Source organism: Paracoccus suum (assembly GCF_003324675.1).
GTDB lineage: Bacteria > Pseudomonadota > Alphaproteobacteria > Rhodobacterales > Rhodobacteraceae > Paracoccus > Paracoccus suum.
Genome location: NZ_CP030918.1, coordinates 2,834,866 through 2,858,996 on the forward strand (window position 1 = coordinate 2,834,866; position 24,131 = coordinate 2,858,996).

Consider the following 24,131-nt stretch of genomic DNA (forward strand, 5'->3'; position numbering starts at 1 on the left):
GACGGGGCGCCGGCTCGCCCGGCGCCCCGCTGCTTCAGTTTGTCGGCGCGGGCGCGGCCCCAGCATCTGCTGCCGGCGCTGCATCTGCTGCCGGCGCATCCCCAGCCGGTGCAACGGCGTCAGGGGTGACGACCTCAGGGACTGCTGCGTCCGGCGCGGGCGCAGCGCCAGTCGCAGGTGCCGCATCCGCCGCAGGCGCAGGGTCTGTTGCAGGTGCGGCGTCGGCTGCGGGTGCCGCATCATTAGCCGGCGCATCAGCGGCAGGCGCCGCCCCAGTGGTAGGCGAAGCTTCGGGCGCCGGCATGATCGTCGGAACCACCGTCTGCCCGCCATCCGCGCTGCCATCCGTGCCTTCCTTCGCGGGCGGCGTTGCACCGTCTCCGCCGTCTTCCCCGGCGAGCGGGATCATCTCCCAAGTCGCGGTGACATCGGCCGTCAGGCTCAACTCGCCGGTCTCGACCGGGGTCTTGGCCTCGGCCGCCATGGCCGCGTCGCGCATCATCATCGGGCGCGGCGGCCCGGACTGGGACTGCGTATCGCTGAGCGCGACGAGGCGTCCCAGCCGCTGGCCAGCCGCGCTGGCAATAACCTCGGCCCGCTCGCGCGCATTCTCGACGGCCTTGCGCCGAGCCTCGGCCTCGGTCTTGGCAGCGTCGTCGCGCTGGAAGCTGATGCCTTGCACCTCGTTGGCACCCGCTGCGACGATGGCGTCGAGGATCGGGCCGATTTGCGGCAGATCGCGCACGCGGACCGTGACCATATTCCCGGCCTGGTAGCCGGTGATGACCGGCGGTTTGCCCTGGTTGGAGAAATCCTGAACCGGGTTCAGGCTGAGGTTCGAGGTCTGGATGTCCCGCAGCTCGATCCCGTGTTCCTTGATGGCGTCGATCACGGCCTGCTGGCGGGCGGCGTTCTGCGTCATCGCCTCGCCGGCTGTCGGCGCTTGCACGGTGACACCGAGCGAGATTACCGCCAGGTCGGGCGCCACGTTTGCGATGCCGCTGCCTGTAACATTGATCAGGGCCGGACGCATGGAACGCATGGCGTGATCCCTCATCAGCGGATGAACCATTGGCCCGCCCTCGGGGGGCGGGCTCCCTGCAGGCTGCGCCACGGCCGGGGCAGACATCAGGGCGGTGGCACAAATTGCGGCCAGCATCGCCCCAGTGCGCCGCCGATGCAGGGCGCGGTCGTCGCCCGACAAGCTGCGGGCCGGTGCGGCGGCTGGGACGGTCGATCTGGGCATCAGTGACTCCTGTGTGAACGCGGCTGACGTACCCGGCCCGCGCGCGGGTGCGCGAAATGCCGGTGCAGCCACCTCAGTAACACCGAAGAATGTCCTTTTGACCCCTCACGATATGGTGTCCGTCTTTCCACAGACCCCGAAAAGCGGTAGGGATCGTACATAAACCAGCCCTTTTCCCACGCGCCAGCCGCGACCGAGCGAAAGCCTGCAGATGACCGCTGATTCCGCCCGCCGGCCCATGCCAGACCCCGAGGCCGCGGGGCCGCGGCACGCCCTGTCATTCGACATGGAGGCGGTCCACCTGATGGAGCGCGAGGGCGAGGAATGGGCCTGGCGCGGGGCCGCGCGGTTCGACACTCCCGATCTCGCCGGCCGGCTGGCGACGCTGCGTCGCGGGATCGACGGGCTCAAGGGTCCGGGCCCGGGCCAGGTGGCCCTGATCATTCCCGACGATCAGGTGCTGTTCACCGAATTTACCGTGGATCCCGACTTGCCTCGCCGCGCCGCCGTCGCCGCGGGCCTCGACGGGCTGACCCCCTATGCCGTCGACGATCTTGCCTTCGATTGGGTCGATGCCGCGCCGGACCGTGTGCGCGTCGCCGCCGTCTGGCGCCAGACGCTGAGCGAGGCGGAAGCCTTTGCCGCCGGCCACGGCTTCAAGCCGATTGCCGCCCTGGCGGATGCCGAGGGCACCCATCTGGCCCGACCCGTCCAGTTCATCGATGTTCCCAAGGGCAAGGCGGTCGCGCAGGCAGACAAGGGGTCTGCGGAGGCGCCGGTGGACGAGACGACGCCTTCCAAAGTTGCGGAGCAAGCGTCAGCCCCTGGCGTCGGTGCGCAGGGGCGGGTTCCGCTGGACGAAGCCCTGACACGCATCCGGGCCATCTCGCAACCCGGCAATGTCAATGCGCCAGATGTGACTGTTGGCAGCGAAAACAAAATTTTGCCGTCGATTGTTGAAGTTACATCTCAAGCCGCACATGACGCGCCGGTCGCTGATGTTTCCGTCGCTGTGATTGCCGAGGAAAAAGCCGTGCTATCGCTGGCAGGTCCGGCAACCCCGTCGGACGCGGAGCGGCCACCTCGCGCGGATGAACACAAGGTCACCGAAGCGGACCCAGACAAGGCGGTCGCGGAAGCCGGGAAGCAAAGCGACGCCGATGCCGATGAAGGGTCGGGGGATGCATCCTATGACGCGAAGGAGGCCGAGGCCCAAGTCGCGTCAGCAAACGAGACGGTGACGGATACTGTGGTCGCCCAAGACAGGCAGAATGGGACAGCGGCGACCCCCCAGGAGGTTCAAGCCGCGGGCGATGGCGCACAGCCTCCTGCTGAAGGCGCGGCCGACCCGACGCACGCACTGCAATCGAAGGGTGTGACCTCTGCGGTTGCTAAGGAAGTGCAGAAGACCGAAGACGTTGCGGCCCCCGAGGTCCACGACCTGATCGGTCCGCTCCCCAGCCCCCAACCGGGGGATGCGGATTCGCTCCCCCCCACAGATGGCGGAAAGGGCGAGGCTGTCACGGTTTCCAAAGCTCATGCTCCAGAGGTGACGCCGGTCTTTGGCCCCCCGGCGCCGTCGGTCGCGGTAATCGGTTCGTCAGCGCAAGCCAAGCCTGACGCTCAAAAAGTGCCCGTCTTTGGCCCCCCGCCCCCATCACTCGCGAAGCTCGACCCGTCGGCCGACCAAACACTGGGGCCAAAGACATTGGTCGCGCCAATGCGCTCGGCGGCGGAGGCCGCGGATCGCGGTTGGCAGGGACGCGTCGCCCCAATGGCCGCTGCGTTGAACCGCATGCGCGTGGGCTTCAGCGCCAAGATGCGCGATGCCGCGGGTAAGACACAGGACAAGGGCTCGCTGGCTGTCACGGCCGCCAGTCGTCCCAGCAAGGTCAAAACGGCGACCGTCGCCCCGCCCGCGATCCCTGGACCGTCTGGTCCCGTCCCGGCGGAACTCGCCGGCACACCTGGTCTCGTCCCCGCTACGGCGGCGGTCGCGATCCCAACCGAACGGCCCAAGAATACTGCGGCCCCCGACCGCAACGCGATCAAGGACGCGCGCGCCAAGGCATTCCATGAACGCGCCAACCAAGCGCGTGCCGCCGCGGTCGTCCCCCGGGCGCCTGCGGCAAAGGCAGCGGCTCCGCGGCTAACGCCGGGTCAGCGGGATTTCTACCTCATGCTGGCGTTGCTGGTCCTCGGCCTGCTGGCGGTGTTCCTGTTTGTCCCCAGCGGCCGCGTCCCGGCGCTTGTGACAGCCCAGCAGCCGGCGCCGGCGGTGACTAATGCCGGTCCGGCCGAAACCACAGCCGCGGAAATCCCCGCCGAGGCGCCGACCGCTACAGAGCCGGCGTCACAGCCGGCTGCTATCGAGACGGCCACCGCCGTCGCGGCACCTGCGGCGACAATTGCCGAAACATCGGAGCCGACCGCGCCGGCTGAGGTTGATCAACCTGCTGCCGCACCGGACACCGCGGAAGCGGCGACGACCGCAACCACGCCACCCGCGAACCCCAGCGAACCGGTGATCGCGGACACGCCGAGCGCCCCGGCCGCGACTGAACAACCTGTCACCGCGGCGTCTCCGCCGAGCCCAGAAGCGGCGCCGGCGGCCGCAGCCAAACCGCAAGCCCCCGCCTCTGACCATTCGCTCCCGGCCACGGCACAACCCGCTGCGAGCCCGGCCCCTGCAAGAGTGCCGGAGGCCGCGCAAGCCGCCACTCCTGCGGCCCCCCGCGGCCCGGCGTCAAATGCTGCGGCGATCGAGGAAGCGGTCGGTCTGGCCGTCTCCCAGTCCCCCTCTCGCCGCCCTGCTGCCGGCCAGACCCAGGACACGCGCAGGGCGCCGGTGGCGCCGGCCCGGCCGGCCGCGGGCGACGCCTCTCCCCGCGTTCCGCGCGATCCGTTGCCGTTTGACCGTGCGCGCGAGGCTGAGCCCTCCCCAGTCACGGGAATTCGCCCGCCGAGCCGCCCGCCGCGTGCCCCCGCCGAACCGGCGCGCACGGTGCCGGCTGCCGCACCGAGTGCGGCCACGCCGCCTGCCGCTGCCAAGCCTGCTGCAGCCGTAAAGCCTCCTGCACCTGCAGCCCCCCCGGCCCGCGCGTCCCGGCCGCGGAGCCGTCCTGCCGCAGCCGCGACACCGGCGGCGGCCACCACGGCGCCGGCGACCGAACTCACCCGGCCGACCCGCCGCGAGGGCGCGCTGACCGCCGAGCCCGCCGAACTGCATCTCGCGTCCCTAGACCCAGCACCGCTGATGAAGGACTGGCTTGAGAGTGCCTTCCGCGCGGTTCCCGACTCTCCCTCACGCGGGGCGTTCCGCGTCGGCCTCGCCAACGACCGGGCCCTGTTCGTGGCCGACGTGCGGGGTCCGCGGACTGCACAGGCGCGGCCCCCGTCACGCGACGATGCGGCGCCCGTCCCACCTATCCCCGCCAAGAAACCCGCCGCCAAGAAATCGAGCGGCGGCTCGAGCCCGAAATCGGCGGTCGATGCCGCCCTTGCCGCGGCGGCCGCCGATGATGCTCCTAAGAAGGCGGCACCGACGGCGAGCGCCGCCAAGGGCCGGCCGGGTCGCCGCCCGGGCGCTTCGGGAACCAGCTCGAAAGCGGTTGAGAGTGCAATCGCCGACGCGATCGAGCAATCTCCGGCAAGCCCCGGAGGCGTAGCACTAAAATCTCTGAAATCCTCGCCATTCCCAGAGCGCGCGCCCCGCGCCGCGAAGGGCACTACGACTCCCAAACCGGCGGATAAAACCGACGATGATGCAGCGGCGCTGGCCGTCGCGGCCGCCGCCGCCGCCCGCCCGTCGGCCCCGGCAACGCCCGATCTCGCACCGGCCCAGCCTGCGGCGCCTGACCCCGATGCCGCCGACGCAGCCCGTCGCGCCGAGCGTTTGCGCCTCGACGAACAGCTGCAGCGTCAGGCGGAGGAGCGTATCCGCGCCCGCGCCCAGGCGGACGCCCGGATCGAGGCCCAACAGCGCGCTGCCGCCGAGGCCCGCGCCCGCGCGCAGGCTGCGGCAGAGGCGCGGACCGCCGCCGCCCGCGGCCAACGTGTCGCGCCCGTCGAAGGCGACAACGAGCCCGACGTCGCGGGCCCGGTTGGCGGCGGCAGCACCTCGGCCACCATCGCCAGCAACGCGACGTTGCGCGGCATAGACCTCAGCCGCACCACGCTGATCGGCGTCATCGGCGCGGGACCCGCCAGCCGTGGCCTGATCCGCCTGCGCAATGGCAAGATCGTCACGGTCCGTCTCGGCGACCGGATCGACGGCGGCCCGATCACTTCGATCGGCAAGGGCGCCGTCACCTACGTCAAGGGCGGGCGGCCGTATCAGCTGCTCATGCTGGCCGGGCGCTGATGGAGGGTTTCCTCCTTCAGGCATCAATCTATCTCGCGACCATGGTTGTCGCCGTCCCGATCTCCTCAAGGCTCGGGTTCGGCTCGGTGCTGGGCTACCTGCTGGCCGGGATCATCATCGGCCCCGTGCTGCACCTGTCGGGCAGCGAGGTCGTCGGCCTGCAGCATTTCGCCGAGTTCGGCGTCGTCATGATGCTGTTCCTCATCGGTCTGGAACTGGAGCCCCGGGCCCTCTGGGCCATGCGGCGCAAGCTGATCGGCCTTGGCGGGGCGCAGATCCTGATCACCGTCGCTATCCTCGCGGCGCTGGGAATGGCGCTGGGACAATCGCTGCCCGTGGCGTTGACGCTGGGCATGATCCTGTCCCTCAGCTCGACCGCAATCGTCCTGCAGACACTGAACGAAAAGAAGCTGATGCAGACGGCCGGCGGGCGGAACACCTTCTCGGTGCTCCTGACCCAGGACATGGCAGTCATCCCGATGCTGGCGCTGATGCCGCTGCTGGCCGGCACGGCGCATCTGCCCGACGCCGTTGACGGCCATGCCGAGGCAGGGGGCGTCTTCATGGCGTCCCTGCCCGGCTGGGCGGCCGCACTGGTAACGCTTGCGGCCGTCGGCGGGGTGATCCTGGCCGGTCAGTATTTCTTTCGCCCGCTCTTTCGCTTTGTCCAAAGCGTACGCCTGCGCGAGATGGACACCGCCGTCGCACTGTTGATCGTCGTCGTCATCGCCTGGCTGATGAGCTTTGTCGGCCTCAGCCCGGCGCTTGGCACCTTTCTTGCCGGGGTGATGCTCGCTGGCTCGGAGTTCCGGCACGAGCTTGAGGGCCAGATCGCGCCCTTCAAGGGGCTGTTGCTGGGCCTTTTCTTCATCACCGTCGGCGCCAGCATGGATTTCTCGATCCTGGCCGAGATGCCGCTGATCATCCTCGGCGCCACTGCTGTGGTCATCGTCGTCAAGGGCGGGGTGCTGCATCTGGTTGCGCGGATGGTCAACATGGCCCCGCGGGAGCGGGCATTGTTCACCCTGTCGCTGGCACAGGCCGGCGAGTTTGGCTTTGTGCTCTCCAGCTACGCCGTCTCGCTGGCGCTGTTGCCATACGAGGTTGCGCAGGCCTTCCTGCTGGTCATCGCGCTGTCGATGCTGACGACGCCGCTGCTGTTCATCGTCTACGACCAGGTCGCCCGGCGCCTGTCAGAAGAACGCGCGTTGCCGCAGCCCGATCTGATCGACGAGCAGCACATGATCATTATCGCCGGCGTCGGCCGCTTTGGCCAGGTGGTGAACCGGCTGGTGACGATGTCCGGTTTCAAGACCACGGTGCTGGACCATGACCTGAAGCTGATCCAGCTGATGCGCCGCTTTGGCTTCAAGGGATATTTCGGCGATCCGACCAAGCCCGAGATCCTGGACGCCGCCGGCCTCGCCAAGGCGCGGGTGCTGGTCGCGGCGATGGACGATCCGGAGGCAAACCTGCGGTTGGTGCGCCTCGCCCGCTCGCGCCGGCCCGACCTGCGCATCATCGCCCGCGCCCGCGACCGGGTGACGGTCTACCAGCTTTACGATGCGGGGGCCGATCATATCGTACGAGAAATGTTCGACAGCGCATTAAGAACTGGTCGTTATGTTCTTGAAAATATTGGACTGTCGGAATACGAGGCCGCCGAGCTTGAGAAGATCTTCTATCGGATGGATCGCCAGGGGCTGCGGTCGCTGGCCGAGGTGTGGAAGCCCGGCGTCGCGGCCGAGGACAACCCGGCCTACATGGAACGTTCCATCGCGCTGAATGCGGCCATGGAGGAGGCAATTGGCGATCGCTTTGCCCATGGCCCCGCCGCCGCTCCGTTGGCCGAGGACGAGGTCGACGACCCCGAACCCGAGCATGGACTGATCGTTCCCCCGCGCCGCCCCGGCCGTTCGGCGACCGTCGGGAAATGGGCCCTGCGGGACGAGTGATCCGCAGTCTGGCCCGCAACGAGGCGCCGCGGCGACCGACCGCTGAAATTGGCCGCATCCTCGCGCCTGCGCGGGCAATAACTACGGGCCGCGCACCCCGCCCGCGGGCTGCAGGGAACCCTTCCATCCGAAAACTTTTTGTTTTAGATCAATCCGCCCCGGCCAGTTCTGCGTTATAATGCTGCTCAGCCCCGCCGCGAGGCTCGCGGCGGGGGAACACCCGAAAGGAGGGTGCCATGGCTTACAAGACAATCCTGACCGTCCTGACCGGCGAGCGGCAGGACTTCCAGTTGGATGCCGCGCTGCACCTCGCAGCGAGCGAGGACGCGCATTTGGACGTTCTGTGCCTTGGCGTGGATCGCAGCCAGACCGGCTATTACTACGCGGGTGCCACCGGCTTCGTCATGCAGGAGGCGATCGACCGCGCGATGGACGCCGCCTCGGCCATTGAGGCGCAGGCTCGTGCGCGGCTGGAGGGCGAGACCGTACGCTGGTCACTCGATTCCGTAGTCGCGCAGGCCGGCGGTGTTTCGGCCGTGGTGGGAATGCGCGCGCGCTTCGCTGATCTTGCGGTCATGTCGCGCCCTTACGGCCCCGGCGTTCCGCCCGATGCCGAAAGCGCGGTCGAGGCGGCAATGTTCGAGGGCGGTTGCCCGGTTATGGTGCTGCCCGAGGGCGGGCTGCCCGAGGGGTTCGACCGCCGCATCCTGATCGCCTGGAACCAGAGCAGCGAGGCGCTCTGCGCAGTGCGCCGCGCCCTGCCACTGATCCGCCGCGCCGAGGCGGTCGAGATCGCCGTCATCGACCCCTCACCCAACGGGCCTGAGCGGTCGGACCCCGGCGTCGCGCTGTGCCAGATGCTGACCCGTCACGGCGCGCGGGCGGATGTCGCGATCCTGGCCAAGACGCTGCCGCGCACCAGCGACATCATCAGCCGCCGCGCGGTCGAGATCGGCGCGACGATGATCGTGATGGGCGCCTACGGCCATTCCCGTTTTCGTGAGGCGATTCTGGGCGGAACGACCCGCAACATGCTGGAGATGGCCGAAATTCCCGTCCTGATGGCGCGCTAAGGCCGGAAAAACCGCAGCCGGGACGGAATACCCGCCAGCAGGACTTTGCTCCGCAGGGTTTGCCGGCCTCGCGCGGTACCGCGCGGGTTGCATCACAGCCCTCCCGCCCGTAAAACCGTGCCGCGCGCCCCTGCGCAGGCTTGGCCAGCGAATGACGCCCGAACCCTCCTTCTTCGCCATCCGCATAGCCACCTCCGAGGTGGACCGCCTCGGGGCAGAGCGTCTGCGCTATCGCGTTTTCGTCAAAGAGCTTGGCGGCGACGGCCCTATGGTCGATCATGATCGCCGGCTGGAGCGCGACGAGTTCGACCCGGTGGTCGATCACCTGCTGCTGATCGACACGCGCATTCCGCCACAAACCCTCGATCATGTTGTCGGCGCCTATCGCCTGCTGCCGGGCCCGCGCGCGGCCGAGTTCGGCAGCTTTTACTGCGATGCCGAATATGACCTCTCGCCGCTACGGTCCAGCGGGCGGCGGCTGCTGGAACTGGGCCGTTCATGCATGCATCCAGACTATCGCGGTGGCTCGGGCATGTATCTGCTGTGGAATGCCCTGGCCGATTACGTCAACGAGTTGAATATCGAGGTGCTGTTCGGCGTCGCCTCGTTCCACGGCACCGACCCGCAGGCGCTGGCCGCCCCGCTGAGCTGGCTGCATCATCACCACCTGGCGCCCCCGGGCCTGCGCGCGGTCGCCCGGCCTGAGGGCTATCAGCGCATGGACCTGATTGCGCCCGAGGCGCTGGACCGGCGCATGGCGATGACGCAGATGCCTGCGCTGATCAAAGCCTATCTGCGGCTGGGCGGCATGGTGGGCGACGGGGCGTTCGTCGATCGGCCGTTCAACACCACTGACGTGTTCCTGCTGATGGACACGGCCGAGATGTCCAGCCGGCATCGGGACTTCTACCAGACACGCCGGCAGCCGGCGCTGTAGCATGGCCTCAGATCCGAACGGCCCCGTCGCGCCGCGCGCGAGCGCCCTGCCCGATTCCGCCCCAGCCCGCGCGTCCGGTCCTGCCTGGCACGATAACGCCGCACCGCCGCCAGTGCTGCCCCGCATCTCGCTGCTGGGGTGGCTGCGTGCCGGCCTGCGCGGCACGGGCGTGGTCATCTGGCTCGCCCTCGGCGTTCTGGCCCTGTTGCTGCTGCGCCTGCCCGAGCGGGCGCTGCATGGCGCGCGCCGCCCCTGGACCGGGCCGCTGGTGCAGGGCGTCTGCCGCGGCTGCCTCGCGATCCTCGGCATCCGCTGGCGGCGCGTCGGCCGGCCGATGCAAGGGCCGGGCGCGGCTGTCGCCAACCACAGCAGTTGGCTGGACATATTGGTCCTGAACGCCGCGCTGCCGGTGTTCTTCGTCTCTAAGGCCGAGGTCGCGGGTTGGCCGGGCATCAACATCCTGACCCGTGTCACCGACACGCATTTCGTGGTCCGCGACCCGCGCCTTGCCCAGTCTCAAGCGGCCGAGTTCGCTGCCCGGACGCGCGCCGGCCACCGCCTGCTGTTCTTCCCCGAGGGGACCAGCACCGATGGCCGCCGGGTGCTGCCGTTCAAGCCGACCCTGTTCCAGGCGTTCCTCGCCCCGGACCTGCCCGCCGGGCTGGCGCTGCAGCCGGTCAGTGCCGCCTATCGCGCGCCGCCACGCCGGGACGCACGGTTCTATGGCTGGTGGGGCGCGATGGCGCTCGGGCCGCATTTGCTGGCCGTTCTGGCACAGGCGCCCCAAGGCAGCGTCACCGTGACGCTGCACCCGCCGATCACTGTAGCGGGCAGCAACCGCAAGGCGCTCGCTGCGCAGTGCGAGGCCGCGGTTCGCAGCGGCCTGCCCTGGGCTTGAACAGCTTTTCCCGCCGTCCGCAGCATTAGCCTGGCTCATCACCCTTGCGCGACCTCTGGCTTCGCAGGCGGCGCTGGGCTATGCCGCCGGGACGTATCCGAAAGACTCGCCATGCCCGAAGACCAGATCACCCGCGCGCCCCAAGCGCCCGCCGATGCAGAGCCCCAGGCGGTGCAGCTGTATCTCGTGACGCCCATGGGCGCCTCGGCGGCCGCGCTGGGCCCGCTTCTGGCCGAGGTGCTGGACCGCGTGCAGGTCGCCTGCCTGCGCCTGCGTGCCCACGACGATCTGGCCGAACTGGGCCGGCTGGCCGACATGGCGCGCGAGATCGCCCATGCCCGCGACGTGCCGGTGGTGATCGAAAATCACTGGGAACTGGCGCTGAGCCACGGTCTGGACGGCGTTCACCTGATGAGCGGCGGGCGCAAGGTGCGTGATGCACGTCAGGCGCTGGGGCCGGATGCCATCGTCGGCGCCTTCTGCGGCAACCAGCGCCATGCCGGGATCAACGCGGCAGAGGCCGGGGCCGATTACGTCACCTTTGGCCCGGTCGGCGGGGCACCCACTGCCGGGGTGGAGCAAGCGCCGCTCGATCTGTTTGCCTGGTGGTCCGAAATGATCGAGGTGCCGGTGGTGGCCGAGGGCCACCTCGACGCCGCGCTTATCGCCAAGCTGGCGCCGGTCACCGATTTCATCGCCCTCGGGGCCGAGATCTGGGCCGAGCCTGATCCCGCTGCCGCGCTTTCGGCCCTTTGGCGCTAGTCCGCCCCTAAAACTGCAGCAGGCTGCGGTTGCCGCTTGCGACGCGGCGCAGGACGGCGGGATAGAGGCGGTGCTCCGCCTCCAGCACGCGGCTCGCAAGGGTCGCGGCCGTATCGCCCGGCTTCACCGGCACACGGGCCTGACCCAGGATCGGTCCCGAATCCAGATCGGCCGTCACCTCATGCACCGTACAACCGGCCTCGGTATCGCCAGCGGCGATTGCCCGGGCATGGGTGTCGAGGCCAGGATAGAGCGGTAGCAGCGAGGGGTGGATGTTCAGCATCCGTCCGCCATCCCAGCGGGCGACAAAGCCCGGCGTCAGGATGCGCATGAAACCGGCAAGGCAGATCAGGTCGGGCGAAGCCTCGGCCAGCGGCACCGACAATGCCGCCTCGAACGCGGCCCGGTCCCGGCCAAAGGGTCGGTGATCGACCGCCTTTGCCGGCACGCCCAGCGCCGCGGCCTTGGCGAGGCCACCGGCCCCGGGATCGTTTGACAGCACCAGAACCGGGCGCGCCGGGTGATCGCCTTGCATATCCTCGATCAGGCGGACCATGTTGGACCCGCCGCCCGAGATCAGGATCGCGACCCGCATCAGCGAAGGCTGCCGCTGTAGCGCACCCCCTGCCCGGCGCTGACCCGGCCGAGGGTCACGACCCTCTCTCCCCGCGCGGTTAGCAACTCGCTCAGGGCGGCCGCGCGATCCGGGGCAACCACGAGGATCATGCCGATGCCCGAGTTGAAGGTCTTGAGCATCTCGGCATCCGAAATGCCGCCCGCCTCGCGCAGCCAGGCAAAGACCGGCGGCAGGGTCCAGGCGTCGAGGTCAACCTCGGCCCCCAGCCCCGCAGGCAGCACGCGGGGCAGGTTCTCGGTGATGCCACCACCGGTGATATGCGCGGCGGCATGCAGACCGCCGGCGTCCCGCGCCGCGAGGACCGAGCGCACGTAGAGGCGGGTCGGGACCAGCAGCCCCTCGCCAAGAGTCTCGGCGGGTGAATCGAACGGAACCTCGTCCTCCCACCCCAGATCGGCGGCCAGCGCCACCCGGCGCACCAGCGAGTAGCCGTTGGAGTGGACGCCGTCCGAAGCCAGACCCAGCAGGACGTCACCCTCGGCCACGCCGGCCGGCAGCGCAGTCCCGCGCTCCATCGCGCCGACGGCAAAGCCGGCGAGGTCGAAATCGCCGCCGTGATACATACCCGGCATCTCGGCCGTCTCGCCGCCGATCAGGGCACAGCCGGATGCCGCGCAGGCCTCGGCGATGCCGGTGACGATCTGCGCCCCGGCTTCGACATCGAGCTTGCCGGTGGCGAAATAGTCGAGGAAAAACAGTGGTTCGGCGCCTTGGCAGACGAGGTCGTTGACGCACATGGCGACAAGGTCGGTGCCGACGCCGCTGACGCGGCCCGTGTCGATGGCGATCCGCAGTTTCGTGCCGACCCCATCGGTCGCTGCGACCAGGATCGGATCGACGTAGCCCGCCGCCTTCAGGTCGAACAGCGCGCCAAAGCCGCCAAGGCCCGACATCACACCGGGGCGGCGCGTGGCTGAGGCTGCCGGGCCGATCCGCTCGACGAAGGCGTTGCCGGCGTCGATATCGACCCCGGCCTCGGCATAAGTGATCCCGCGGGCGGTCGTTTCGTTGCTCATGGCGCACCCCTGCTGCTTTGGCCCGCCTGTTAGGCCAGTTTCCCTTGACCCGCAAACACGCTTTTGCGACGACACTGCCTGCGGCGGGCCTGTAGCTCAACGGTCAGAGCAGGGCGCTCATAACGCCTTGGTTGGGGGTTCAAATCCCTCCGGGCCTACCGTCGCAGCTTCCGTGTGGGTGAGTGGCGGGCGCGTCCTGCCGATGAGGTTGTGCCGAAAAGCCGCAGCCGCTCACTCGGATTGCAGGCCTCGCACCCTCTTTCATGGTGTGCCCTCGCTCCCTCCCTCCACCCGCCCCTTGACCCAGCGACACCGCGCCGTTACCAAATCTGCACTGTCAGGGGAGTCCCGCCCGAGGGACTGAGAGGCTGATAGCGGGGGCGACCCCGCGGCGAAGCGACCCTTTGAACCTGACCCAGTTGATCCTGGCGTAGGAAGCACAAACGGTCGCCCCTCATGGGCAACACTCGGGCACGATCCCGGCTTCTTTCCCTCTTCGACGGGTCATCAACGCAAAGAGGCTTTGATGAACCAGATCGTCCCGACCCCGCCGCAAGGCGCCCCCGCCGCGGTTCCGTCCGTCACGACGGGCCCCCTGCCCGCCTCGTCCAAGGTTTACATCCCGGGCACGCTGCATCCCGAAATCCGGGTCCCCCAGCGCGAGATCGCGGTTCACCCTTCGGCCGGCGAGCCGCCGGTCACAGTTTATGACGCGTCCGGGCCATATACCGATCCGGCGGTGACGATCGATATCTCAGCCGGCCTCGCCCCGATCCGCCAGGGCTGGATTTCCGCACGTGCCGATTGCGAGCCTTACGCCGCCCGCGCGGTCCAGCCCGCCGACAACGGCTTTGCCAATGGTGCTCAACTGGTGCCCGGCTTTCCCGTCCAGCGCGCCCCGCTGCGGGCCCGTGACGGCAAGGCGGTGACGCAACTTGCCTATGCCCGCGCCGGTATCATCACCGCGGAGATGGAATATGTCGCCATCCGCGAAAACCTCGGACGCGCCGCCGCGGCCGCCGGGTCGCGGGACGGCGAGGATTTCGGCGCCGCGATCCCTGATTTCGTCACTCCGGAATTCGTGTGCCAGGAGATCGCCTCAGGCCGCGCGATCATTCCCGCAAACATCAACCACCCTGAGCTGGAACCGATGATCATCGGCCGAAACTTCTCGGTCAAGATCAACGCCAACATGGGCACCAGCGCCGTCACCTCGTCCATGGCCGAGGAGGTCGACAAGATGGTCTGGTCGATCCGCTGGGGCGCGGACACGGTCATGGACCTGTCGACCGGCCGCAACATCCACAACACCCGCGAATGGATCCTGCGCAACGCGCCGGTGCCGATCGGCACGGTCCCGCTCTACCAGGCGCTGGAAAAGGTCGGCGGCATCGCCGAGGACCTGACCTGGGAAATCTATCGCGACACGCTGATCGAGCAGGCGGAACAGGGCGTCGATTACTTCACCATCCATGCCGGCGTGCGGCTGCACTACATCCCGCTGACCGTGAACCGGGTTACCGGCATCGTCAGCCGGGGCGGCTCGATCATGGCCAAGTGGTGCCTGCACCATCATCGCGAGAGCTTCCTTTACGAGAACTTCGCCGAGATCTGCGACATCATGCGTGCCTATGACGTCAGCTTCAGCCTCGGCGACGGACTGCGCCCCGGCTCGATCGCCGATGCCAACGACGCCGCGCAATTCGCCGAACTGGAGACGCTGGGCGAGTTGACGCAGATCGCCTGGGCCAAGGACTGCCAGGTGATGATCGAGGGGCCGGGCCATGTGGCCATGCACAAGATCAAGGCCAACATGGACAAGCAGCTGGCCACCTGCGGCGAGGCGCCTTTCTATACCCTGGGACCGCTGACCACCGACATCGCCCCGGGCTACGACCACATCACCAGTGCGATCGGCGCCGCCATGATCGGTTGGTTCGGCACCGCGATGCTGTGCTACGTGACGCCCAAGGAGCATCTGGGCCTGCCCGACCGCGCCGACGTGAAAACCGGCGTCATCACCTACAAGATCGCCGCCCACGCCGCCGACCTCGCCAAGGGCTTGCCGGGCGCGCAGGCCCGCGACGACGCGCTGAGCCGCGCACGGTTCGAATTCCGGTGGGAGGACCAGTTCAACCTCTCGCTCGACCCCGAGACAGCCCGCGACTTCCACGACCAGACCCTGCCCAAGGAGGCGCACAAGACCGCGCATTTCTGTTCGATGTGCGGGCCCAAGTTCTGTTCGATGCGTATCAGCCATGACATCCGTGCCGAGGCGCAAAAGGATGGCATGGCGGCGATGGCCGAGAAGTTTCGCGAAACGGGCAAGCTGTATGTGCCCACCGCGGACGGCACGGCATGATCACCGTGCTGGGCGCTGGCGTCGCGGGGCTGTGCGCCGCGACCGCCCTCGCCGAGCGGGGGGTGCGGGTGCAGGTCCTGGACCGCGCACCGGAAGGCTCGGGGGCAAGCTGGCTGGCAGGCGGCATGCTCGCCCCCTTTGCCGAGGGCGAGAGCGCCCCTGCCAAGGTGGCGTTGCTCGGTGCAAGTGCCGCCGACTGGTGGCACGCGCGAACCCCAGGGGTCGCGCGGCACGGGACTCTGGTCCTCGCCCCGGCGCGCGATCGGGCAGAACTGGACCGCTTCGCCGCGCGCACAGAGGGCCATGAGCGGATCGATGCAGACCGGATCGCGGAGCTGGAGCCTGACCTGGCGGGCCGGTTCCGGAGCGCACTGTTCTATGCCGGCGAAGCGCATCTCGACCCGCGTCTTGCCCTGACCGCCCTCGCCGATGGCCTGCGTGGGCGGGGGGTACAGATCCGCTACGGCGTGCAAACGGCACCCGATGGCGCGGATATCGACTGCCGCGGCCTCGCGGCGCGTGATGTCCTGCCCGACCTTCGCGCCGTGCGGGGCGAGATGCTGCTGCTGCGCTGCCCGGATGTGACCCTCAGCCGGCCCGTGCGGCTGCTGCACCCGCGGTTTCCGGTCTATATCGTGCCGCGCGGCGCCGGCCTTTTCATGGTCGGCGCAACGATGGTCGAGACCGACGCTGCCGGCCCCATCACCCTGCGCAGCGCGATGGAACTGATGGCAGCGGCGTTCGCCGTCCACCCGGGTTTTGCCGAGGCCGCAATCGTCGAGACGGGCGTCGGCCTGCGCCCAGCCTTTCCCGACAACGTGCCGCGCATTCGTACGGCGGGAGGCCGCCTGCATCTGAATGGGCTCTACCGCCACGGCTTTCTCACGGCGCCGGCGCTGGCCGAACAACTGGCCGATGCGTTCCTCGCCGCACGACAGGAGGTTTGCCTTGCAAATTGATCTGAACGGAACGCCTTTCACCGTAGGCGCCAGCAGCCTCGCGGATGCGCTGACCGAACTGGGCTACAGCGGGCACGCGCTCGCCACGGCCCTCAACGGCAAGTTCGTGCCTGCTGCCGCCCGGCCCGTGACCGCACTGCGCGACGGGGACAGGGTCGAGGTGCTGGCCCCAATGCAAGGGGGCTAGCGATGCGGCTTTACGACGTCGAGTTGTCCTCGCGCCTGCTGCTCGGGACCGCGCAATATCCCTCGCCCCAAGTGCTGACGGATGCCATCGCAGCCTCGGGCTGCGGGGTCGTCACCGTGTCGCTGCGCCGCGAGGCTGCGGGTGCCGGGACCGGGGTCGGCGGTGCGGGCTTCTGGTCGCTGCTGCAGGGTTGCAGCGCGCGGATGCTGCCAAACACCGCCGGCTGCACCACCGCGCGCGAGGCGATCACCACGGCCCATATGGCGCGCGAAGTGTTCGGCACGCCCTGGATCAAGCTGGAGGTAATCGGCAACGCGGACACGCTGCAACCCGACCCCTTCGCGTTGGTCGAGGCCGCCCGGACCCTCTGCGCCGAGGGTTTCGAAGTGTTCCCCTACACCACCGAAGACCTGATCGTGGCCGAGCATCTGCTGGATGCCGGTTGCCGGGTCCTGATGCCCTGGGGGGCGCCCATCGGCTCGGGTCAGGGGCTGCGCCACGCGGATGCGCTGGCGGCGATGCGTGCGCATTTCCCGGCGGTGCCGCTGATCATCGACGCAGGCCTGGGCGCCCCGAGCCAGGCGGCGCGAGCGATGGAAATGGGCTTTGACGCGGTCCTGCTGAACACGGCCGTCGCCAAGGCCGGCGATCCGGTGGAAATGGCGCGCGCCTTTGGCCAGGCTGTCACGGCCGGGCGCACCGCCTTCGAGGCCGGGCTGATGCCGCCCCGCGACATGGCCGCGCCATCCACCCCAGTGCTGGGCATGGCCGATCTGGCCCTATGGGACACGGCATGAGCCTGCCCCGCTTCTACCCCGTGCTACCCGACGCCGCCATGATCGCGCGGCTGGTTCCCTCGGGGGTCAAGCTGGTCCAGCTGCGCTTCAAGGGTGACGCCGCAGAGGTGCGGGACCAGATCGCAGCCTCGACGGCGGTCTGCGCCCGGCATGGCGCGCAACTGGTTGTCAACGATCACTGGCAGGCGGCGCTGGATCTGGGCGCCTCGTTCATCCACCTGGGGCAAGAGGATCTGGACACCGCTGATACGGCTGCGATCGCTCGCGCCGGCGCGCGCCTTGGGGTATCGACCCACGACCGCGCCGAGCTTGACCGCGCCCTCAGCCTGCGCCCGGCCTATATCGCGCTGGGACCGATCTGGCCGACGCTGCTGAAAAAAATGCCGTGGCGGCCGCAGGGGCTGGAAAAGCTGACCCGCTGGAAGGCCCGTATTGGTGACATCCCACTGGTCGCCATCGGCGGGCTGACCCCCGCGCGCCTGCCCGAGGTGCTGGCCGCCGGCGCCGATGTCGCGGCGGTGGTCACCGATCTGATCGCCGCCCCAGACCCCGAGGCGCAGACCCGCGCCTGGATCGAGGCCGCCGGATGAACCGCTATGCCCGCCAGCAGCAGGTTCCCGGCGTCGGCCCCGAGGGACAGGCGCGCCTCGCCGCCGCACATGTGCTGGTCGTCGGCGCGGGCGGCCTCGGCTGCACGGCGATCCCGGCGCTGGCGGCGGCCGGGGTTGGACGACTGACCATCGCCGACCCGGATGTGATCGAGTTGACGAACCTGCACCGCCAGACCCTCTTCACCACGGCGGATATCGGCCAGCCCAAGGCGACCATCGCCGCCAAGCGCGCCTGCGCGCTGGGGCCGGACTGCGAGGTCAGGGCGCTGCTGGTGCGGGTCGATCCGGCCACTGCAGAGGACCTGATCGCGGCGGTGGATGTGGTGATCGACGCCGCGGACAGCTTTGCCGTGACCTACACCTTGTCCGACCTCTGTCGGGGGGCTGGAAAGCCGATGATCTCGGCATCCGTCGTCGGCCGGTCGGGCTATGCCGGCGCGTTCTGCGGCACCGCACCCAGTTATCGCGCGGTGTTTCCCGATCTGCCAGCGCAGGCCGCGAGTTGCTCTACTGCTGGCGTGCTTGGACCAGTGGTGGCGAGCCTCGGGGCCATCCAGGCCCAGATGGCCCTGGCGCTGCTGATCGGGCTGGAGCCGTCGCCGCTTGGCAGGGTCGTCACCTTGGACATGGCGACATGGCGGTTCGGCAGTTTTGACTTCGACGGGGCGAGCGAGGCCCCGGGCTTCGGCTTTGTCGCGGCCTCGCAAGTTGCGCCCGGGGATACCGTCATCGACCTGCGCGCAACGGAAAGCATCCGGCCCCTACCCGGCGCAATCGTCCTTGCGCCAGATTCGCTGCCGGACTGGCAGTTTCCGCCCGGTCGGGTGGTGCTGTGCTGCTCGACCGGGTTGCGCGCCTGGCGCGGCGCGCAGGTTCTCGCCAAGCGCGGGGCCGCGGACCTCGCGCTGCTGGCGGATGGACAATGACCGTCCTGCTGATCGGCGGGCTCGACAGTTCGGCCGGGGCGGGTCTGGCGCGCGATCTGGTCGTGCTCGCGGATCATGGGGTGGCGGCGCGCGTGGCCGCCACGGCGGTGACGGCACAGGACCCGGCCGGGGGATGCGTCATCCACCCGGCGCCGCCCGCCATAGTCGCGGCCCAGATCGCCGCCGCCGGTCAGGTTCGGGCGGCGAAGATCGGCATGCTGGCCAATGCAGATATCGTTTCCGCGGTTGCTGACGCGCTGCCGGATGTGCCGTTCGTCCTCGACCCGGTGCTCGCGACCAGCGCCGGGGCCGCGCTGATCGACGGCGTCGGGCAGAACGCCATGATCACGCAACTGTTTTCACGCGCGGCGCTGATTACGCCCAACCTGCCCGAGGCCGCCGCGCTGACCGGCCTCTCGCCCGACGCATCGCGGGAGGCATTGGCCGATGCCCTGCACAACATGGGCGCGCGCGCCGTACTGCTGAAAGGCGGCCACGCCGAGAGCACGGAGGCGGTCGATTGGCTGTTCCGCCCGAACGCTGCGCCGGTCAGATTTGCCGCGCCACGCAAGCCGGGCACCCGTCGTGGCACGGGTTGCACGCTGGCCAGCGCCATCGCTGCTCGCCTCTCACGCGGTGACGGTTTGGAAACCGCCTGCGGTCAATCAAAGCGGTATCTAAGCGATTGGTTGTAGCATTCACACCGTTGGGGGCGACTGCGGCGCTCGCCCAACCCGGGCGTCTAGCCGTGCAACTCGGGGCCGCGTCAGCCGGTAAACCCAAACGCCCGCGCCAGCAGAACGATGGCCGACAGCGTCGATACCGTCAGGATCACCAGCCGCACCTGACCCTTGTCCATCATCCGCCGTCCCCAGCCAGAAAACAGAAAGCCCAGGAACGCGAACGGCAGCATCGTTGCCGCCAGGGCGAGGTCGCGCAGGCCGTAACGGCCGGCCCAGATCAGCGCCCCGACCGACATCAGGCTGCCCAGCACGAAGAACGCATTGAGCGTTGCCCGCATCCGCGCGCCGCCGGTGTTCTGGTAGACCAGCGCCATCGGCGGCGCGCCAATCGAGGTCAGCGTGCCCATAAAGCCCGAGGTTGCACCGGCGATGAACAGGTTGCGGGCGCTCGGCCTGACGTGCCAGCCGGACAGGCTCAGGCCGACAGCCAGCAAAACGCCCAGTCCAAAGATCGCCGCGAAGGCCTCGGGCGCCAGCATGCCAAGCACCAGCGCGGCGGCCATCACCGCGACCAGCCGTCCTGACAGCGCCGCAAGAAGATCGCGGCGGTGAATGTCGGAGTGCTCGACCAGCGCGCCGCCGATGCTGACCACCATGGCCAGCGTGATCATCGCGCCGGGGACAAAGGACGGGATCATGATGGCGAGCACTGGCGCGGCGAGCATGTTGAAGCCAAAGCCGGTCGACCCCTGGATCGCGCCCGCCGCGACCAGGACCAGTGCAGAGACAAGCCCGGGCCAACTGAGAAGCAGATCGATCACGGCCCGTTTCGATTCCAGCAGGCGGCAAGGTGATCAGGCGTCTTGCGCTCCAGCGGGGGCGCTTCGATCCGACACTGCTCGGTTGCCAGCGGGCAGCGCGGGTGGAACCGGCATCCGGCGGGCGGCCGGGCGATGTCCACCGGCTCGCCCGGGTTCACAATGCGCGTTCGGGCCCGCTGCAGGCGCGGGTTCGCTACCGGCACAGCCGACAGTAGGGAAACGGTGTAGGGATGGATCGGGGACTGATAGATAGCCTCTCTCGGCGCGATTTCGACAATGCGCCCTGCATACATGATGGCGACGCGGTGCGAGATATGGCGCACCACAGACAGGTCGTGGGCGATGAAAAGATAAGAAATCCCCAGATCGCGCTGCAAGTCCTGCATCAGGTTGACCACCTGCGCGCGGACCGAGACATCGAGCGCCGAGACCGGCTCGTCTGCGACGATAAGCCGGGGGTTCAGCGCAAGGGCGCGGGCGATGCCGATCCGCTGGCGCTGTCCGCCCGAATAGCTGTGCGGGTAGCGTTCCGCTGCGTCGCTGGGCAGGCCAACCCGGTCCAGCAACTCGCGAATGCGCGGGGCCGCCTCCGCAGTGCTGCGCACGAGGCCATGCACAATCAGCGGCTCTGCCAGAATGTCGGCCACCCGCATGCGCGGGTTCAGCGAGGTGTAGGGGTCTTGCAAGACAAGCTGCATATGCGCGCGCAACCGGCGCAGCGGCTCGCCCGTCAGGCGGGTGATGTCCTGCCCCTGAAAGCGGATGCGCCCCTCGGCGGCTGGGATGCGGCGCAGGACCGCGCGCCCGACCGTGGTCTTGCCCGAGCCGGACTCGCCCACCAGTCCCAGCGTCTCGCCGGGTGCCACGTCGAAGCTGACGTCTGACACCGCGCGCACCGAATGCCGCTTGAAGAGTCCGGCGCGCGCCAGCGCGTAATCGACGCTGAGGCCCTCGACTGACAGAGTGCTGGCAGACCCCACGCTCATGCGGCGCCCCAGGCGGGCGTGCCCGCCTTGCGGCAGGCGACCCACCCTTCGCCATTTGGCAGCAGCCTTTGCGGCGCCTGGCACAGGGGATCGCCTATGGGGCAACGCGGCAGAAACGGGCATCCCGGCGGCGGGTGCAACAGGCTGGGCGGGCTGCCGTCGATCGCGACCAGCCGCGCCTGCTGATCCTCGAGGCTGGGGGTCGAGCGGATCAGGCCCTGTGTGTAGGGATGCGCGGGCGCCTCGAATATCTGGTCCACGCCGCCCGTCTCGACAATGCGGCCGGCATACATGACGGCAACCCGGTGGCAGAGGCCGGCCACCACGCCGAGGTCATGGGTGATCAGCACGATGGCGAGGCCAAGTTGCTTTTGCAGTCGGTCGAGCAGTTCAAGGATCTGCGCCTGGATCGTGACGTCGAGCGCGGTGGTCGGCTCGTCCGCGATCAGCAGCTTGGGCTCGCAGGCGATGGCCATGGCGATCATCACCCGCTGGCGCATGCCGCCAGACAGCTCATGCGGGAACTGACTCAGCCGGCGGAGGGGGCCGGCGATTCCGACCTCGGCCAGCAGCTCTGCCGCTCGGGTGCGGGCCTGCGCATGGGTCAGGCCGCCGTGCAATTCCATCACCTCGCAGAGCTGCGCGCCGACGGTCATGAGCGGATTCAACGAGGTCATGGGGTTCTGGAAGATCAGCGAGATTTCCTTGCCCCAGATCGCGCGCCCTCGAGCGGCAGCGCCGGGACCGGTCAGGTCGACGCCGCGCCAGCGCGCTGCCCCGCCTTCGATCCTGCCGGGCGCATCGATTAGGCCCATGATCGCCTGGGCGGTCACGCTCTTGCCCGAGCCGGATTCGCCGACGATCCCCAAGGTCTCGCCTTCGGACACGGTAAAATCGACGCCGCGCAAGGCAGAAACAGTCCCGGCGCGGGTGTCGAAGGCGACCTGCAGGTTGTCCACCTGCAACAAGGGGACGGGCGCGCTCATGGTTGCGGGACCGGTCTGGTCCGGCGGCGACGTGCCGTGATGCGCCGGGCAAAGCGCTTTTCCCGCTCCTCCGGGTCTGTGGTCACGCGCAGCCAGTTGGCAAAGAGGTTCAGCGACAGCACGGTCGCGACGATCGCGAGGCCGGGAAAGGTCACCAGCCACCAGGCGATGAACAAATAGTCGCGCCCCGACGCCACATCGAGGCCCCAGGAGGTCTGGGGCGGCTGCACCCCGAAGCCGAGGAACGAGACCGCGGCCTCGGCCAGAATGATGTTGGTGAACTCCAGGATGGCGAGGGTCATCAGCGCCGAGACGAGGTTCGGCAGGATGTGGCGAATGATGACCCGGCCGGGACGGCAGCCGACGATCTCGGCCGCCTCGACATAGGGTAGCGCGCGGGTGCTGGACACCACGTTGCGCACCAGGCGGGCGTAGACCATCCAGTTCGTGATCGCCAGAACACCGACCAACGTCCACACGCCCGGTCCGATCACGCCGACGACCAGCAGGATCAGCAGGATTCCGGGAAAGGAAATCTGGATATCGACAAGGCGCATCAGGATGCTGTCTGTGCGCCCGCCCCGGTAACCAGCCCAGAGGCCGATCAGGGTGCCGAACGCACCCGCAATCAGGCTGGTCGCAAGGGCGATGGTCAGGGTGAGGCGCGCGCCCCAGATCAGCCGGGACAGGACATCGCGGCCGAGGTTATCCGTGCCGAGAATATGCGCCCAATTGCCGCGCGCGTCCCAGACCGGCGGCTTGAGGCGGGCGATGATCGACTGCGCGGCCGGATCATAGGGCGCCAGCAGCGGCGCGAGGATCGCGGTGCCGGCGACCAGCAGAACGACGATCAGGCTGATGAGCGCCCCCTTGTCATGCGCCAGTTCGGCGAGAAGCTGACGCCAGGGTGCCGGGTTCACGCCGCGCGGCGCGGGCGCATCCTCAGGCGTGCCCTCTGCGCCGGGCAGCGCGGGCGGGGCCATCAGTTAAGCTCCATCCGCGGGTCGATCGCCTTGGCCACGATATCCATGGCGATCCCGATCAGGACGACGAGGAAGGCGATGACAAAGACGATGGCCTGCATCAGGAACAGATCGCCGCGCTGGATGGCCTGCACGGCCGTCAGTCCCAAGCCCGGCCAGGCAAACACCGTCTCGACCACCACGGTATAGCCCGAAAGGGCGGTGATCAGCTCCCACCCCGAGATCGACAGAAACGGCACCAAGATGTTGCGCAGGGTGTGCACCCTCAGGATGCGCGGCAGCGTCAGGCCCTTGGCCCTCGCGGTCTTGATATAGGGCTTGTTCAGCTCGTCGATCATCGCCGCGCGCACCATCATCGTAAAGCGCGCGAGCGGGGTCAGCGCCAAGGTCAGCGCGGGCAGGACCAGATGCGCCGGCGTGCCCATGCCGGAGGTCGGCAACCACTTCAGCTTGACCGCAAAGATCATGATGAACATCAGCCCCAGCCAGAACTGCGGCATGGCAAGGCCCAGCAACCCGGCCGAGACGGTGATCCGGTCAACCATCCCGCCCGGCCGCAGGGCCGCGATGGCGCCCAGCGGTATCGACAGGACGACCGCGGTGCCAAGCCCGGCCGAGATCAGCAGCAGCGTGTTCGGCAGCCGTTCGGCCACCACGTTGATCGCCGGCCGGCGCTGCCAGAGGCTGTCGCCGAAATCCAGCGTGGCGATGTCACCGAGAAACCGCAGATATTGTTGCAGCAGTGGCTTATCGAGGCCGATCGCGGCCGAGAACTCGGTCCGCTGCGCGTCGCTGGCCGACAGCGGCAGCATCAGCGCGACCGGATCGCCCACCATTCGCGTCACCACGAACACGATCGAAGTAACGGCCAGGACCACCAGCAGGCCCTGGACAAGGCGCTTGAGGACGAATTGCAGCACTTAGGGCTATCCCTGTCGATCTG

The 24,131-nt window shown here is 68.8% G+C and carries 21 protein-coding genes and 1 tRNA gene; 14 read left to right on the forward strand and 8 right to left on the reverse strand.

Annotated features, from left to right (window positions below):
• Positions 1-34: 34 nt before the first annotated feature.
• Positions 35-1,246 carry an SIMPL domain-containing protein gene (locus tag DRW48_RS13845; RefSeq protein ID WP_241963284.1) on the reverse strand — a complete coding sequence of 404 codons (1,212 nt, stop codon included), beginning with the start codon at positions 1,244-1,246 and terminating at the stop codon, positions 35-37.
• Between the two features lie 211 nt (positions 1,247-1,457).
• Between DRW48_RS13845 and DRW48_RS13850 the strand changes: the two genes are divergently transcribed.
• The 6 genes from DRW48_RS13850 to DRW48_RS13875 all read left to right on the forward strand — a co-directional run bounded on the left by DRW48_RS13850 (position 1,458) and on the right by DRW48_RS13875 (position 11,234).
• Complete coding sequence (locus tag DRW48_RS13850; RefSeq protein ID WP_114076942.1) at positions 1,458-5,609, forward strand: hypothetical protein; 4,152 nt, start codon at positions 1,458-1,460, stop codon at positions 5,607-5,609.
• Complete coding sequence (locus DRW48_RS13855; RefSeq protein ID WP_114076943.1) at positions 5,609-7,564, forward strand: cation:proton antiporter domain-containing protein; 1,956 nt, start codon at positions 5,609-5,611, stop codon at positions 7,562-7,564. The genes DRW48_RS13850 and DRW48_RS13855 overlap by 1 nt, the downstream gene beginning before the upstream one ends.
• A 236-nt stretch (positions 7,565-7,800) precedes the next feature.
• Positions 7,801-8,637: a universal stress protein gene (locus DRW48_RS13860; protein WP_114076944.1), complete on the forward strand. Its 837-nt coding sequence runs from the start codon at positions 7,801-7,803 to the stop codon at positions 8,635-8,637.
• Positions 8,638-8,788: 151 nt separating this feature from the next.
• Positions 8,789-9,574, forward strand: coding sequence for an L-ornithine N(alpha)-acyltransferase (gene olsB / locus DRW48_RS13865; protein WP_114076945.1), 786 nt, complete (start codon positions 8,789-8,791; stop codon positions 9,572-9,574).
• A gap of 1 nt (position 9,575) precedes the next feature.
• Positions 9,576-10,472: a lyso-ornithine lipid O-acyltransferase gene (gene olsA / locus DRW48_RS13870; RefSeq protein WP_114076946.1), complete on the forward strand. Its 897-nt coding sequence runs from the start codon at positions 9,576-9,578 to the stop codon at positions 10,470-10,472.
• Between the two features lie 111 nt (positions 10,473-10,583).
• A complete protein-coding gene (locus tag DRW48_RS13875) occupies positions 10,584-11,234 on the forward strand; it encodes a thiamine phosphate synthase (RefSeq protein ID WP_114076947.1) in 651 nt (216 codons plus the stop codon).
• A gap of 7 nt (positions 11,235-11,241) precedes the next feature.
• On the opposite strand, the gene purN is transcribed toward DRW48_RS13875, so the two are convergent.
• Together purN and purM are read right to left on the reverse strand one after the other, a co-directional pair.
• Positions 11,242-11,832, reverse strand: coding sequence for a phosphoribosylglycinamide formyltransferase (gene purN, locus DRW48_RS13880; RefSeq protein WP_114076948.1), 591 nt, complete (start codon positions 11,830-11,832; stop codon positions 11,242-11,244).
• The gene (purM, locus tag DRW48_RS13885) at positions 11,829-12,887 is read right to left on the reverse strand and encodes a phosphoribosylformylglycinamidine cyclo-ligase (RefSeq protein ID WP_114076949.1); all 1,059 of its coding nucleotides are present in this window, start codon (positions 12,885-12,887) and stop codon (positions 11,829-11,831) included. The genes purN and purM overlap by 4 nt, the downstream gene beginning before the upstream one ends.
• Positions 12,888-12,972: 85 nt before the next feature.
• Between purM and DRW48_RS13890 the strand changes: the two genes are divergently transcribed.
• The 8 genes from DRW48_RS13890 (at position 12,973) to DRW48_RS13925 (ending at position 19,424) form a co-directional block, all read left to right on the forward strand.
• Positions 12,973-13,045: transfer RNA gene (locus tag DRW48_RS13890), tRNA-Ile, on the forward strand.
• Between the two features lie 368 nt (positions 13,046-13,413).
• The gene (gene thiC / locus DRW48_RS13895; protein WP_114076950.1) at positions 13,414-15,249 is read left to right on the forward strand and encodes a phosphomethylpyrimidine synthase ThiC; all 1,836 of its coding nucleotides are present in this window, start codon (positions 13,414-13,416) and stop codon (positions 15,247-15,249) included.
• Complete coding sequence (thiO, locus tag DRW48_RS13900; protein ID WP_114076951.1) at positions 15,246-16,208, forward strand: glycine oxidase ThiO; 963 nt, start codon at positions 15,246-15,248, stop codon at positions 16,206-16,208. The genes thiC and thiO overlap by 4 nt, the downstream gene beginning before the upstream one ends.
• A complete protein-coding gene (gene thiS / locus DRW48_RS13905) occupies positions 16,198-16,395 on the forward strand; it encodes a sulfur carrier protein ThiS (RefSeq protein ID WP_114076952.1) in 198 nt (65 codons plus the stop codon). Before thiO ends, thiS begins: the two co-directional genes overlap by 11 nt.
• Before the next feature lie 2 nt (positions 16,396-16,397).
• Complete coding sequence (locus DRW48_RS13910; protein WP_114076953.1) at positions 16,398-17,192, forward strand: thiazole synthase; 795 nt, start codon at positions 16,398-16,400, stop codon at positions 17,190-17,192.
• Complete coding sequence (locus DRW48_RS13915; protein ID WP_114077584.1) at positions 17,189-17,782, forward strand: thiamine phosphate synthase; 594 nt, start codon at positions 17,189-17,191, stop codon at positions 17,780-17,782. The genes DRW48_RS13910 and DRW48_RS13915 overlap by 4 nt, the downstream gene beginning before the upstream one ends.
• Positions 17,779-18,729, forward strand: coding sequence for a HesA/MoeB/ThiF family protein (locus DRW48_RS13920; protein ID WP_114076954.1), 951 nt, complete (start codon positions 17,779-17,781; stop codon positions 18,727-18,729). The genes DRW48_RS13915 and DRW48_RS13920 overlap by 4 nt, the downstream gene beginning before the upstream one ends.
• Positions 18,726-19,424 carry a hydroxymethylpyrimidine/phosphomethylpyrimidine kinase gene (locus DRW48_RS13925; RefSeq protein WP_114076955.1) on the forward strand — a complete coding sequence of 233 codons (699 nt, stop codon included), beginning with the start codon at positions 18,726-18,728 and terminating at the stop codon, positions 19,422-19,424. Before DRW48_RS13920 ends, DRW48_RS13925 begins: the two co-directional genes overlap by 4 nt.
• Before the next feature lie 71 nt (positions 19,425-19,495).
• Here the strand turns inward: DRW48_RS13925 and DRW48_RS13930 are convergent, their stop codons facing one another.
• From DRW48_RS13930 to DRW48_RS13950, 5 genes are read right to left on the reverse strand one after another with little or no spacing between them, the layout of a single operon-like run.
• Positions 19,496-20,233, reverse strand: coding sequence for a sulfite exporter TauE/SafE family protein (locus tag DRW48_RS13930; protein WP_162784779.1), 738 nt, complete (start codon positions 20,231-20,233; stop codon positions 19,496-19,498).
• Positions 20,230-21,219: an ABC transporter ATP-binding protein gene (locus DRW48_RS13935; protein ID WP_114077586.1), complete on the reverse strand. Its 990-nt coding sequence runs from the start codon at positions 21,217-21,219 to the stop codon at positions 20,230-20,232. The genes DRW48_RS13930 and DRW48_RS13935 overlap by 4 nt, the downstream gene beginning before the upstream one ends.
• Positions 21,216-22,205, reverse strand: coding sequence for an ABC transporter ATP-binding protein (locus tag DRW48_RS13940; RefSeq protein ID WP_114076956.1), 990 nt, complete (start codon positions 22,203-22,205; stop codon positions 21,216-21,218). The genes DRW48_RS13935 and DRW48_RS13940 overlap by 4 nt, the downstream gene beginning before the upstream one ends.
• The gene (locus DRW48_RS13945) at positions 22,202-23,188 is read right to left on the reverse strand and encodes an ABC transporter permease (protein WP_114076957.1); all 987 of its coding nucleotides are present in this window, start codon (positions 23,186-23,188) and stop codon (positions 22,202-22,204) included. The genes DRW48_RS13940 and DRW48_RS13945 overlap by 4 nt, the downstream gene beginning before the upstream one ends.
• Positions 23,188-24,108, reverse strand: coding sequence for an ABC transporter permease (locus DRW48_RS13950; protein ID WP_114076958.1), 921 nt, complete (start codon positions 24,106-24,108; stop codon positions 23,188-23,190). Before DRW48_RS13950 ends, DRW48_RS13945 begins: the two co-directional genes overlap by 1 nt.
• Positions 24,109-24,131 lie beyond the last annotated feature (23 nt).